At 48.6% G+C, this 14017-nt stretch carries 12 protein-coding genes; 11 read left to right on the top strand and 1 reads right to left on the bottom strand.

Features of this window, described 5'->3' with window-relative positions; all coding sequences use genetic code 11:
• The first annotated feature begins 140 nt into the window (after window positions 1-140).
• The 5 genes from lepB (at window position 141) to AC1DF0_RS20015 (ending at window position 7060) form a co-directional block, all read left to right on the top strand.
• Window positions 141-686, top strand: coding sequence for a signal peptidase I (lepB, locus tag AC1DF0_RS20035; protein ID WP_475820606.1), 546 nt, complete (start codon window positions 141-143; stop codon window positions 684-686).
• A gap of 16 nt (window positions 687-702) precedes the next feature.
• Complete coding sequence (locus AC1DF0_RS20030) at window positions 703-1665, top strand: DUF4184 family protein (protein ID WP_477575100.1); 963 nt, start codon at window positions 703-705, stop codon at window positions 1663-1665.
• Window positions 1666-1846: 181 nt separating this feature from the next.
• Window positions 1847-3325 (top strand): sensor histidine kinase, encoded by a 1479-nt coding sequence (locus tag AC1DF0_RS20025; protein ID WP_442050862.1) that lies wholly within the window; start codon window positions 1847-1849, stop codon window positions 3323-3325.
• Window positions 3303-3998: a response regulator transcription factor gene (locus AC1DF0_RS20020; RefSeq protein WP_442050861.1), complete on the top strand. Its 696-nt coding sequence runs from the start codon at window positions 3303-3305 to the stop codon at window positions 3996-3998. The genes AC1DF0_RS20025 and AC1DF0_RS20020 overlap by 23 nt, the downstream gene beginning before the upstream one ends.
• A gap of 32 nt (window positions 3999-4030) precedes the next feature.
• Window positions 4031-7060 (top strand): efflux RND transporter permease subunit, encoded by a 3030-nt coding sequence (locus AC1DF0_RS20015; RefSeq protein ID WP_477575099.1) that lies wholly within the window; start codon window positions 4031-4033, stop codon window positions 7058-7060.
• Window positions 7061-7151: 91 nt separating this feature from the next.
• On the opposite strand, the gene AC1DF0_RS20010 is transcribed toward AC1DF0_RS20015, so the two are convergent.
• On the bottom strand, window positions 7152-7556 hold the full coding sequence (locus AC1DF0_RS20010) for a cupredoxin domain-containing protein (protein ID WP_442050859.1): 405 nt from the start codon (window positions 7554-7556) through the stop codon (window positions 7152-7154).
• A gap of 222 nt (window positions 7557-7778) precedes the next feature.
• Between AC1DF0_RS20010 and AC1DF0_RS20005 the strand changes: the two genes are divergently transcribed.
• The 6 genes from AC1DF0_RS20005 to AC1DF0_RS19980 all read left to right on the top strand — a co-directional run bounded on the left by AC1DF0_RS20005 (window position 7779) and on the right by AC1DF0_RS19980 (window position 13939).
• Window positions 7779-8606: a VanW family protein gene (locus AC1DF0_RS20005; protein ID WP_442050858.1), complete on the top strand. Its 828-nt coding sequence runs from the start codon at window positions 7779-7781 to the stop codon at window positions 8604-8606.
• 84 nt (window positions 8607-8690) lie between these two features.
• On the top strand, window positions 8691-9026 hold the full coding sequence (locus AC1DF0_RS20000; RefSeq protein ID WP_442050857.1) for a DUF3889 domain-containing protein: 336 nt from the start codon (window positions 8691-8693) through the stop codon (window positions 9024-9026).
• A 97-nt stretch (window positions 9027-9123) separates the two neighbouring features.
• Complete coding sequence (locus AC1DF0_RS19995) at window positions 9124-9435, top strand: heavy metal-binding domain-containing protein (protein ID WP_442050856.1); 312 nt, start codon at window positions 9124-9126, stop codon at window positions 9433-9435.
• Between the two features lie 228 nt (window positions 9436-9663).
• Complete coding sequence (locus AC1DF0_RS19990; protein ID WP_477575098.1) at window positions 9664-12057, top strand: DUF4350 domain-containing protein; 2394 nt, start codon at window positions 9664-9666, stop codon at window positions 12055-12057.
• 56 nt (window positions 12058-12113) lie between these two features.
• Window positions 12114-13046 (top strand): ABC transporter ATP-binding protein, encoded by a 933-nt coding sequence (locus AC1DF0_RS19985; protein WP_442050896.1) that lies wholly within the window; start codon window positions 12114-12116, stop codon window positions 13044-13046.
• Window positions 13043-13939 (top strand): ABC transporter permease, encoded by an 897-nt coding sequence (locus tag AC1DF0_RS19980; RefSeq protein ID WP_477575097.1) that lies wholly within the window; start codon window positions 13043-13045, stop codon window positions 13937-13939. The genes AC1DF0_RS19985 and AC1DF0_RS19980 overlap by 4 nt, the downstream gene beginning before the upstream one ends.
• The last annotated feature ends 78 nt before the right edge of the window (window positions 13940-14017 follow it).

Genomic DNA, 14017 nt, shown 5'->3' with positions numbered 1-14017 from the left:
GCTATAAAAACTCCTTTCCCTAACACTTTAGCGCATGAACCTCGAAATTGTCACTTGCTATTTTGTAAGGGATCGTGGAAACTTTATCCATGGATAAGCGTATAAATCTTAGTCATAAATGATAAAGAGGTGAGTGACATTTGAACGAGGAAACAGCGAAGAAGAGCAAGTGGAAGAAGGAATTAAGGGATTGGCTCATGTCTCTTGCGATTGCCATTATTGTTGCGATGTTATTCCAAAATTACGTTTACGCCCAGTCTCAAGTTCATAACGTCTCGATGCAAAATACGCTTGTAGCCGGACAACGCCTGATCGAGGATAAATGGTCCTATCGCTTCCATAGTCCTGAGCGCGGCGATATTGTCATTATTAACGGACCGGAAAGCGAGCTTCGACTCGTGAAGCGGGTCATTGGTTTACCGGGCGATGTCATTGACATTCGTGATGGGGAAGTATACATAAACGGCGAGAAGCTTTACGAGGACTATGCGAAAGGGAACACTTTCGCAGGTATGTACGAAGTTCCGTTCACTGTCGAACCTGGTTATTTATTCGTTATGGGCGACAATCGCGAGCATAGCATGGACAGCCGCGAGCTGGGCCCGATTAAGTTATCTAGCATTGAAGGCAAAGCGGTATTCCGTATTTGGCCTATTAATAAATTCGGCGGTTTGTATGACCGCTAGAAGCGGAGAATAGGCAATGCCTTTTACCTTGTCACATCCTTTATATGCGGCTCCGCTCCGCAAGCTTATGCCTTCGCTAAGCCTAACAGGACTCGTGCTCGGAAGCATGGCTCCCGACATGGAATATTTTGTGGCCATGCAGCCGTATCGTTCAATTGGCCATTCCTTTATCGGTTTCCTGACCCTTGGACTTCCTCTGTGCTTAGCGATTGCATGTGCTTATCATTGGATTGTTGCGCCCAGGCTGCATTTGTTCATGCCTGCGATCGGCGGGATTAATACCTTTGTCCATCAGCAATTGTTGCCAAGGCGACTGGCACATAGGGCTGAATGGGCTTTTTTTGATGCGTTAGCCATTCTTGTTTGGTTGTTGTCTGCCGGGATCGGTTTTATGTCGCATGTGTTTGTCGACAATTTTACGCATAGCGGCGGTTGGTTCGTGCAGCGGATACCGGCGCTTCAAATGATGATTGCAGGGGAATATGCACATCACTGGCTGCAGCATTCGCTATCCGCGCTTGGGTTAGCCGTGCCGTTCATCATTCTATGGTATCGTTGGGCCAAATGGCATAAAACGATATCCGTCAATCAGTCAGCAATGCCGCGGCCAAACCTTCCATTCCTTAAACGTTTGCCGCGGAAAGAAACGCTGCTGCTTCCTGTATTCGCTTCGCCTTTTTTGCTAGGAAAGCTGTTGATAACGGATCAATGGTTATCCATTAGCATATGGGCTGTAGCGCCAATAACGAGCTTCCTTATAAGCTTATATTTCGTTTCGCTTTTACTTGGGACAGGCTATCGGTGGAGGAAGGCAGTGGCGATATTCTTGCCTTCGCTAGTCATTCTTGTCTACACTTTGCTCGATTGGAATGCGGAACGGTCGCTTATAGGCTGGATCGTTTTCATTTGGCTGCTTGCTGCTTCAATCATTGCAGGGGCGAGATTATGCTGCCAAGGCAGCGACGATACTTGTCGTTAAATATTAACAGCATTAATTATAAATCGCATAAATGATAAATTTCTACCGCGCTAAACGTAATAATTTTGTAAGAAATGGTTACTAGTTCGTTTAGAAATAGCCATTATGATAAAAGATAGATTGACGCGTTAATAAATCTAATAAAACAGTGTGAATAAGCAATAGGCAGGGCGTGTATCGAATGTCCATTCGTGTAAAGCTGTATGTGTCTTACCTGGCTATGACCGTAGTTCCGTTCATTCTCATGATCGCTTTCTTAATGTTCGTATTTCATGCTGGAGGCATGCAGGACATCAGGCAGTACATCGAGATCGAAAAGACAGAGAAGATGAGTCAAATGTTGATTTACGGCGAGCTCTCGTACGTTATTGAGAACGATTCGGACAAGATGAACGAGGAGAGTTATGTGAACGATCTGCAGTCGAGGCTTAGCGAGCAATGGGCGGGTCTGCTTATTGCTAAGGAAGGAAAGCTTGTATCGATTCCTCCTTTCCTGCAAGAGCTGTCTCCGGAAGAAGACTGGCAACAACTGCTGGACAATCCTCCAGATAAAGCGCCGCTTGGATTGTTCCGGTTCGAGACAGACGCCTTCGGCTTCCGGTATCCCGATGGCAGCGAAGGAGAGATGCTGCTGCTCCGGCGATATGACGTCGTTCCGCTCTTCTGGCGTCCGTTAGGCACCGCAATCGGCCTTGCGTTCGTCGCCCTGACCGGTTTGCTGTTAACGTACTTTGTGTCGCGCAGTATTATTAAGCCGATCCAGCAGCTTAAGACGGCTGCGCTGCAGATCAAAGACGGCGACTTGTCGCAGCGGCTTGTGAAGACGGGCAGAGGTGAGATTGGCCAGCTGAGCGCCGCGTTCGAGGCGATGCGAATACGTCTGAAGCAATCGATTGATCAAAGCTTGCTGTACGAGGAAAATCGGAAGATGCTGCTGTCCCATATCTCGCATGATCTGAAGACGCCGATCTCGGCGATCAAAGGTTATGTCGAAGGTATAATGGACGGTATTGCCAATACCGACGAGAAGCGGGAGCGGTACATGCAGACGATCTACCGCAAAGCGGGCGATATGGATCAACTGATCGACGAGCTGTTCCTGTTCTCCAAGCTGGACCTGCAGACGGTTGCCTTCGATTTCAAAGTGCTGGATATTAAGCGATATTTGGAGCATTTTCTCGAAGAGCAGCGTTTTGATCTGGAAAAATCGGGTGTTAAACTCACCTACTCTGCACCAGCTAAGCAGTCGATTATGATAGCGGCTGATCCCGATAAGCTTAGCCGGGTGCTCACGAATATTTTGAACAATTGCGTGAAGTATATGGGGCAAGAGGGAGAAGGCAGCGAGAAGCGGATTGACGTAACCATCCAGGACGAAGATCGATATGCGGTTATCGAGCTGGTGGATACAGGTCCGGGAATAGAAGAGGAGGATCTTCCTTATATATTCGATCGATTCTACCGAGCCGAACAGTCGCGCAATTCTGAGACCGGCGGCAGCGGTCTTGGGCTTGCCATAGTCAAACAAATAATCGAAGGGCATGGCGGCGTCGTATGGGCTGAAAATGCGATAAATGGCGGAGCTCGCTTCTTCCTGAAGCTGCCGCTTGCGACAACGCCTAAAGCGGTGACTGAACATGAAGAACATACTGATCATTGAAGACGAGAAAGCTATTGCCGAGCTGGAACGCGATTACTTAGAGAGTTATGGCTACAGCGTACAGATTGAAGGCCGAGGAGATATCGGCTTAGAGAAGGCGCTTGCGGGAGAGTTCGATCTTATCATTCTGGATGTTATGTTACCGAAGCTGGACGGCTTCGAAATATGCAGACAGATCAGGCAATCACATAATATTCCCATCCTTATGGTCACTTCGAAGAAAGAAGATATTGATAAGATTAGAGGCTTGGGACTGGGAGCGGACGATTATATGACGAAGCCCTTTAGTCCGAGCGAGCTTGTAGCAAGAGTCAAAGCCCATCTTGCCAGATACGAGCGATTGACCGGTGACCGGTCAGGCGGAGAACGTGGCGAACAAATACGAATTCGCGGCTTGCTGATTGATAAGCCTTCCAGAAGAGTGACGATTCACGATAACGAATCGAGCCTGACTTCGAAGGAATACGAGCTGCTGCTGCTGCTCGCTTCGCATCCGAACCGCGTATTCGAAAAGGAAGAGCTGTTCGAGAGAATATGGGGTCTCGATTCGAACGGCGACGCAGCTACGGTTACGGTACACATTCGGAGGCTGCGCGAAAAAATAGAGCATGATCCGTCGAACCCGCAATATATCGAGACGATATGGGGCGTCGGTTATCGCTTTAAAGTATAAACAGACAAACAAAGACTGGGGAGTGAGAGGTTTTGAAGAGCATCATTCGATTTTCATTAAACAATAAGTTTGCTTTATGGATCTTAACCGCGTTAGTTATGTTCGCCGGCCTTTATTCCGGATTGAACATGAAGATGGAGACGATGCCGGATATTACGATACCGATCGTAAGTGTTACGACGGTACTTCCCGGCGCTGCCCCGGAAGAAGTTTTGGAGAAGCTGACTAAGCCGATCGAGCAACGGACGAGAAACTTGGAAGGTGTCGATGTCGTTAGCTCGACTTCCTATGAGAATGCGTCGTCCGTCGTTATCCAATACACATTTGATACGGATATGGACAAGGCAGAGTCGGAAGTGAAAAGTCTGCTTGCAGACTTGAACTTGCCTGAGGGTGCACAGGACCCTCAAGTATCCCGACTAAGCTTGAACGCATTCCCAGTTGTATCGCTTAGCTTGTCGGATGAGAAGCTATCCCTTGAACAATTGACGAAGCTGGTGCAATCGAGCATTCTGCCTGAGCTGCAAGGTATCGAAGGCGTAGCGAGCACCCAAATATCCGGACAAAACGTAATGGAAGGCGAGTTGGCGTTCAAGCCGGCAGCCATTGCCCAATACGGACTGACCGAAGATATGATTAAAGGCATGATTCAGGCTTCGGCTGTTAAAGCGCCGCTTGGTATTTTTGAATTCGGCGATTCGGAGAAAGCGATTGTCGTTGACGGCAACGTTGTAACGGAAGACGATCTGAAGAACCTATTACTGATGCCTAATGTGAAGCTCAGCGATGTTGCGGATCTGAACGTTGAGGGCAAGGCAGAGTCGATCTCCCGTACGAATGGCCAAGACGCGATCGGCATTAACATTGTGAAGGCAGCCGATTCGAATACGGTCGATGTCGTGAACAAGGTAAAAGAAACGATTAAGGACTTGGAGCAAGAAAATGACGGTCTCGTTATCGTCACGACTCTCGACCAAGGAAAGCCGATCGAAGATTCCGTCCACACGATGATTAACAAAGCTCTTATCGGCGCAATCTTTGCGGTCATTATTATTTTGATCTTCCTGCGCGATATTCGCTCGACAATTATTGCAGTGGTATCGATACCGCTTTCGATCTTGATCGCTTTGCTTATTTTGAGCCAATTGGATATTACGCTTAACATTATGACGCTTGGCGCAATGACGGTCGCGATTGGCCGGGTTATTGACGACTCCATTGTCGTCATTGAGAACGTCTATAGAAGAATGGCGCTGAAAGGCGAGAAGCTGAAGGGCAAAGATTTGATTTTGGACGCGACGAAGGAAATGTTCGTTCCGATAATGTCCTCCACAATCGTTACGATTGCCGTATTCCTGCCGATGGCACTCGTATCTGGCATGATCGGTGAACTCTTCATGCCGTTCGCGCTTACGATCGTGTTCGCGCTGCTTGCATCGCTGGTTGTAGCGATTACAGTTGTGCCGATGCTGGCGCATATGATGTTCCGCAACGGACTTAAGCCAGGCAAGGAGCATCACGAAAAGCCAAGCCGCTTGGCGGAATGGTACAAAAAAGTATTGAGCAAGTCGTTGAACCATAAAGGCATCACATCGCTTATTGCCGTTGTGTTGCTCGTTGGCAGCTTGTTCCTCGTGCCAGTAATCGGCGTCAGCTTCATTGCCGGCGACGAGCAGAAGAGCGTTATGGTCACTTACAATCCAGCACCGGGCGAAACGCTTGAGCAAGTCACGGCGATGGCGCTTGAAGCGGAGAAGCTGTTGCTCGCTCGTGAGGAGCAAGGCATTGAGATCGTTCAATATGCGGTGGGCGGATCCAATCCATTCAGCCCTGGCGCATCGAAGCAAGCGTTGTTCAACTTGACGTACAACGAAGATGCGAAAGGATTCATAGAAGAGAAAGAGAAGATCGTACCGCTCTTGCAAGAGCTTGGCGGCAAAGGCGAATGGAAGCAGCAAGATTTCGCCGCCGGCGGTCTTGGCGGCTCAGGCATGTCGATGCTCGTGTACGGTCCTGACATGGAAACGATCACGCCGGTCGTTGCTGACTTAACGGCGAAGCTGAAAGAAAACCCGGATTTGAAAAAAATCGACTCCAGCTTATCGGAGACTTATGAGCAGTACCGAATTGTTGCCGATCAATCGAAGCTAAGCCAATACGGCTTAACTGCAGGCCAGATCGCGATGGCGCTGAGCCCGGTACGCGAGACGCCGCTGCTCACGACGATTGAGAAGGACGGCGAAGATGTTAACGTTTATGTGAAGGTCGAGCAGAAGACTTACAAAGAGAAGGCTGACCTTGAGAACGTGATGTTGAAATCGCCTCTGGGTACTGAAGTTGCCCTGAAAGATGTCGTTACGATCGAAGAAGGCGAATCGCCAAATACGATTACAAGCCGTGACGACCGCATTTATGCGGAAGTGTCCGCTGAACCGACAGGATCCGACATCGGCGCAGCGTCGGCTGAACTGCAAACGATGATTGATGAAATGGAGCTGCCTGCCGGTGTTAACATTGAGATGGGCGGCGTAACGGAGCAAATCAACGAGTCGTTCACACAACTCGGATTGGCGATGCTTGCAGCCATTGCAGTTGTTTACCTCGTACTCGTTATTACGTTCGGCGGCGCATTAACGCCATTCGCAATACTGTTCTCGTTGCCGTTCACCGTTATCGGTGCACTCGTCGGCTTGTTCTTGGCTGGCGAGACCTTAAGTGTTACCGCAATGATTGGCGCATTGATGCTGATMGGTATCGTCGTCACGAACGCGATCGTACTCATCGACCGCGTTATCCAGAAGGAGAAAGAAGGCTTGTCCGTTCGCGAAGCGTTGCTTGAAGCAGCAGGAACAAGACTTCGTCCGATTCTGATGACTGCAATTGCTACAATCGGTGCTTTGCTGCCGCTTGCACTCGGATTCGAATCCGGCGGCATGATTTCCAAAGGCATGGCGGTTACCGTAATCGGCGGTTTGACTAGTTCAACGCTGCTTACGCTGATCTTCGTACCGATGGTATATGAATTGGTAAACCGTAAGAAGAAAAAACAAGCTCAAGCGTAATGGAAAGACATCGCTTATAGCATAATCAACAAAAAAGCTGATCCTAGCCCTTGCGGCAGATGGATCAGCTTTTTTTGCTTGTATATGACCGCTAGGAAACCGTTAATTTGCCTACCATATCCGCATGGCCGGAGCCGCATTGGATGGAACAGTGGAAGTCGTAAGAGCCGGCTTTGTCGACCGTAAAGGTAGCGCTCTCGCCGTTTTTCAAATTAACGTTGAAATCCGGAATTTCCAGGCCATGGTTGCCGGTGTCGTTCTTTAGCGTAATCGTTACTTTATCGCCTGCGTTCAACTTGACGTCAGGCGGGTCAAATTCAAAGTTGGTAGCGTTCACGGTAATCGCTTTTGCTTCGCCGCCGCCATTACCGCCATTTCCAGCGGGAGGCGTTGTACTGCCGTTATTATTGTTGGCGTTGTTGTTGCCGCAGCCGCTTAATGCCATAACCGCTGCCAATGCAGTGACCGTGAATGTCAATGCGAGCTTCTTCTTCATGCTGTAATCCTCCTCGAATGGTGCTGATGCGTTGGCTGGTTAGCCAATTCTGTCTTCCATTAACGTTCCCTACAATACCTGCTTTTAAACGTAAAATCTCGCTTTATCGATACTGTAATGGTCGGTTGAGACCGTTCTATCGTGCAACTATTTTCGTAGCGCATTCGTTCGATATTACAACAAGCTGTATGGTATCCGAATCCATAAGGGGGAAGTCATTTTATGATTGAAGCTTCAATGCATCATCGCCCGGTTAAGCGATCGAAGGCTAGATTATTAGTCGGAAAATGGTGGTTCACAATCAAACGATATGCGACTTGGCTGTCGCCAAAGGTGAAGATGGCAAGGGAACGTTCTGAAAGCGATCTTGTCTACAATATTTTTTCTCATCGGACGCCATTATTCCGGCAGCTTAAGGAAGTTGATCGTTGGCTGCATACCAATAAGGCGATTAACTTAAAGCTGGCCGCGAACAAGCTCGACGGTTTAACGCTTAAGCCTGGCGAGACGTTCTCCTATTGGCGGACGATCGGCAAGCCTACACGTAGCAAAGGGTATGTAGAGGGAATGGTGTTATTTTATGGCGGTTTTAAGACAGGTGTTGGTGGCGGACTATGTCAAATGTCGAATTTGATTTACTGGATGACGCTGCATACGCCGCTGACCGTAACGGAGAGGCACCGTCACAGCTACGACGTATTTCCCGATGTCAATCGTACGCAGCCGTTCGGGAGCGGGGCAACATGCGCGTATAACTATCTAGATCTGCAAATTAAAAATACGACTGAAGCAACTTACCAATTACGGGTATGGGTAAGCGAAAACGAGCTTTTTGGCGAATGGCGATCTGATTTGCCTCATTATAATCGCTACGAAGTGTACGAAAAAGAACATATCATGGCATCGCAGCCATGGGGCGGTTATATTCGAAGCAATGTCATTCATCGCAAAACATTTAATCGTGAGCAACAGTTGCTTAATGATGAATATATCTCATCCAACAATGCCTTAATGATGTATGCGCCGCTGCTGGATCAGCCGGTCCGTTAACGTATAGAATATGGATGGAGAGGTGAACCTATTTCTATTGTTATGGATTTTAGACAAAGGAAATAGGAAGGTGTTGTCATACCTATGCTCCGTCATATCGTTATGAAGGCGGTATTCGTACTCTTAAGCTTTACCAATTCGGATGTGATGTCCGGAGAAGAAGCATCAGCGCTGCATGCAGAACCCAGCTATGCGAAGTGGGGAAAGCTAGCCATGGAGGAGACAGCCAAGGCGTATCGTGACGCTTCTATAATTGATTACAAATATGAAGGCAGGCACGCGATGGGCCGAGACGAAGCCGAGGAAAGTTTCCTGCTATGGGTTAAGCAAGGCGGCCGAGAATTCGGCGTTCGCGTTACGATAAAGGTCGAAGCTGCCGCCGATAAGCTTAAAGGTGTCAGTTTGGTGGAAGTAAAGTAAAATAATTGAAACAGAATCGAACGCTTGAACGTATTAGCGCTTAACAGACGACATTGCCGCAAGCGTCTAATACAAGGAAGATGAGAGGAGCAGTTTAATGTTAATCACAACAACACCGACCATAGAAGGACGTCCGATTTTGGATTATACAGGTGTAGTGACCGGAGAGGCGATCATGGGGGCCAACGTCGTACGTGACTTCTTCGCATCGATAACCGATATTGTCGGCGGTCGTTCGGGGGCCTATGAGAGCAAGCTGAAGGAGGCTCGCGATGTTGCCTTCGAAGAAATGAGGATGCAAGCGTCAAGGATCGGCGCGAATGCGATTGTTGGCATCGACATCGATTATGAGGTCATTCGGGACGGCATGCTGATGGTAGCTGTCAGCGGAACGGCAGTTCGAATCTAATTGGCGCACTCGTTCCAATAGTCATATAATTACAAAGAAAGCGACAATGCTGCGACCCTCGTAGAGTAGTTGTTGCTTTCTTTTTTGTGTGCTTTAGGATTGTACTTAGCCGTCTTTAGCATAATCTATCATTTGCAACTAAATGATTCGCTTATTCGTTATGATAGAGATGTTGATAGAGATGTGCTGCTTAGGATGAGGGGCTTATACAAAGAGAGGAGTCAGAATGTGAACCAATTGAACAAAAGGTTGATGCGATTTACGATGTTTGTCGTCGTATGCGGCTTGCTTGCCGCAATGGCATTGCAGACAGGAAGCACTGCGATTGCTGCGCCTCAGACTGAGGGAATAGCGATTCAAGCAAGCGTTGGTTATCAAGGGACGGTGAAGCAAAACGAATGGTATCCGGTCCGATTCAAGCTGATCAACCAGACGGGAGAGGACGTAAAGGGCGAGCTCGTCCTGACGGCGGTATCGTCGATGAGCAATACGTCTGTCGACTATGTAGCGTCAGCTGAGCTTCCTATGAATACGGAGGTAGAGCTGACGATACCCGTTCCGGGTGATTCGCTTTCGAAAAATACGAGCAAAATTCGGTTTTTTAAAGGTTCAGTAAAAGATGGTAAAACCATTCCGATACTCGGTAACGATTACATAGAGACAAGAGTTAGTTCAAGCTATACGATCGGTGTCATTTCCCGTGATCCCGATACGTTTAATTTCATGCCTTCGCTCAATCAGCGCGGCTACGATATTACCGTCATTCCCATCGCGGAAGACGAGCTTCCGCGGGAAGGTATTTTGCTAGAAACCTTAAATACGATCGTTATTAACGATATGGCAACGAGCAATTGGAAGCCAGAGCAAGTGGACGCTATTAATGACTGGGTCATTCAAGGAGGAACACTCGTATTGTCCGGCGGTGCAGGCTATAGCAAAACATCGCAAGCGTTCCAGGATATTGCACCGGTTATTGCCGGCGGTACAACCGAGCTAACGAGTACAACAGCGTTAACCTCGTATAGCGGAACAGCGCTCGAGAACGCCGATTCGATAACGGTTTCTACGGGACAACTAAATGAGGCACAGTCACTGCTAGAAGAGAGCGGCATAGAGCTTGCTGCATCTCGCAAGGTCGGTCTAGGCACGGTTATCTATGTGGCCTTTGATCCTTCGCTTGCCCCGCTTGCGACATGGGCGGGAAGCGCATCTTTATGGTCGAAGCTGCTTCAAGGTTCGTTATCGCCGCTCACGCAAGGGATGGTCAACGTATCCGATAATATGTTTTGGGAGTACAGCAATCTAATCGATCAGTTTCCTTCCGTTAAAGCGCCTGAATTCCTATTATTGCTCGTCATGTTCGTTATTTATATGATTATCGTTGCACCGGTACTATATATCATTTTAGCGAAATCGGACCGCAGAGAATGGGCATGGTGGCTCATTCCTTCCGTATCCATCGTAACAGGCATCATCATCTTCTATTTCGGTGCTGCCGATAAGCGGGAGATGAATGCTCATACGATTGAGATTGTAGAGCTGACCGGTCAAGGCGATGCGGTCAAGTCGGGAGCAACGGGGATTTTTGTGCCGAACGGCGGTAATATGAAGCTTGCCTACGACGAGGAACGGCATATGATCCCATACCCTTCAGACAATCAATCCAGTATGGGCGGCAATCTTGCATTGAACAACAATACTCAGCTTCAGATTGCGGAAGGTTCGTCATCTGTCCTGTGGCGATCTGTTCCCTATTGGTCGACGCGCAAAACGTTGCTTGATAAGCAGACGATTCGAAACGAAGCCGGGCAGCTGGAGCTTGCTTATTCCAATCCGAACGGAAAGGTTGAAGTCAAAGTTACTAACAAAACGGCTACGGATCTGACGAGCGTCTCTTTAATTATGAATGGCAGCGTCCAGCGGATTGGAGACTTGAAAATAGGCGAGAGCGGTTCCGTTGCACTGCCTAGTACAGCGAATAGCCAGCTCGGCTATTATCCGTACGGCGATATGGTCTTCCCTGGCACATCCGGTTATAACGGCACCGACATCGAGTATTCGCGCGAGCGCGAGCTCGTCAATATGTATATGAATCGTAACAATAGCGGACTTGCGATGGGTTCGCCGCTAATTGTAGGCTTCAGTATCAACCATGATCCGCTCTATACGGTGAACGGCGATAAAGTGAAGGCCGATAATTTGACCATGTGGGTGCAGCAGCTTGGCGAGGTGACGCTTGCGGGCAACCGGATCCAAGTGCCTGTTGGTATTATTCAGCCTATCATTACCGATAATGGCCTGCAGCGTATGGATCACTATGGCAACGGAATTATGGGTGTCGGAAGTGGCGAGCTCCAATTCGAATACACCGTTCCCAATGCAAAAGGGGTTAAATACGATAAGCTCGAAATCAGTTACAACTCGCAATATGCATCTTCTAATGGTGTGTGGAGCATATGGAATGAAGTCAGCCAGCAATGGGAGGATGCTACAATGCTTGCTTCCGATGTAGCGGAATACATGGTTAACGAGCAGTCGATTCGTATGAAGCTGACCGTCACATCGGACATGGAGACGGCATTGCCGCAAATCGCATTGGAAGGAGTGACGATTTCCAAATGACTACGAGTAATAGAGTAGATAACGATGCAATTGATGATAACGCCACTGCTGTTCCGATGATAGAAATTAAGCAGTTGGCTAAGCATTTCGGAAATTTTCATGCACTCAAAGGAATAGATCTAACGATTGCCAAAGGAACCGTATTCGGCTTCGTGGGGCCGAATGGCGCAGGCAAGTCAACGACGATGTCGATCTTAGCTACGCTGATGGCTCCGTCGTCGGGATATGCGAAGGTTGACGGCATCGACGTKACGAAGCACCCGCATGAGGTGCGTAAGCGCATCGGCTATATGCCGGATTTCTTCGGTGTATACGATCAATTCAAGACCGTAGAATATTTGCATTTCTACGGTGCGAGCTACGGCATTCCGAAGGCGGAGCGTGAGCAATTGATTCCGCAGCTGCTGGAGCTTGTTAATCTAAGCGATAAGAAGGATGCCTACGTCGACACGCTATCACGCGGTATGAAGCAGCGTCTCTGCCTCGCGCGATGCCTTGTTCATGATCCGGAGCTGCTCATTCTTGATGAGCCGGCATCGGGGCTTGATCCGCGTGCCCGCATCGAGATGCGCGAAATACTGCGAGAGCTCAAGTCAATGGGGAAGACGATCATTATTTCTTCGCATATATTGCCGGAGCTAGCGGAAATGGTCGATGAAATCGGCGTTATCGAGCATGGGCAGATGATCGCGCAAGGCAATGTCGCCGACATTCAAAATCGGATGCGCGTCAAACGGTTTCTTCATATTCGATTGCTTGAACGCGAGGACGAAGCGGAAGCTTTTCTGCGCGATCGTCCGCATGTGAACCGGTTGCTGCGCGATGAACGGGGCATACAGGTGCATTTCAGCGGACAGGACGAGGAGCAGTCGGCTCTTCTGCATGATCTAATTCATGCTGGATTTAAGCTTGTCTCCTATAGTGAAGCACAAACGAATTTGGAGGATGTGTTTCTCGAAATTACGAAAGGAGGCGACGGCGACCAATGAGAGAGCAAACGGCAGGAAAAAACGGATTAAGCTGGCGGGCCAAACTCATTAATCCGGTGCTGAACAAGGAGTTCCGGCTTCGGATGCGAACGCCCCGTTCGATGTGGACGTTGTTTTTCTATTTGTTCGCGATCGGCTTAATGGCGCTTAGCGCGATCTATTTGACGCAGGTCATATCGGGCAGCGGGCGCTCGTTCGATCCTGAAGCGAGCAAAGTTTTATTCTACTTCTTAAGTATGGCGCAGCTTGGTCTTATAGCGTTTATGGCGCCAGGCCTGACAGCAGGTGTCGTTAGCGGAGAACGGGAGAAGCAGACGCTTAATCTGCTGCTGACGACGCAGCAAAGCTCGACGACGATTATTTTGAGCAAGCTCGTGTCGTCGCTAAGCTTCATGGTGCTCATCGTTATAAGCACGATACCGATATACAGCATGGTTTTCCTATATGGCGGCATATCGCCGAAGCAATTGCTGCTTGTGTTTCTGTTTTATATTTTCATGATGCTTGTACTGGGCTCGTTCGGCATTATGTTCTCGACACTATTCAAGCGAACGATGATTTCGGTCATTGTGACGTACGGTATAACGTTGTTTATGTTCGCGGGCACGGCGTTGTTGTTCTTCGTCATGGTAGGAGTGACGGAAGGATTTTCTCAGAACGGTTCCCAAACCTGGGTCGGACATATTATAGCCTGGAATCCAGCAGCTGCGCTGTACAGCATATTGGATCCGGAAATATCGCAGCAGGTATACAATTACGGAAGCTACAGCGGTGTTGCGCCTAAGAAACCATGGCTCGCATTATGGCAGGAGTTTATCCTAATTTATTCGATTCTGTCCGCTCTAGCGCTATGGACGGCGATTGGGAAGCTGCGGCCGAGATTGAAACGCTAATCATGATCGATAGATACGGAAACCAAGAAGGTATTTAACCACATTAATGATGAACAATAACTTGAAAATAGGAGGGGC

The organism is Paenibacillus sp. 05T425 (assembly GCF_056396205.1).
The sequence above is the reverse complement of the archived record's forward strand: the minus strand, read 5'-3'. Positions and strand labels throughout refer to the sequence as shown.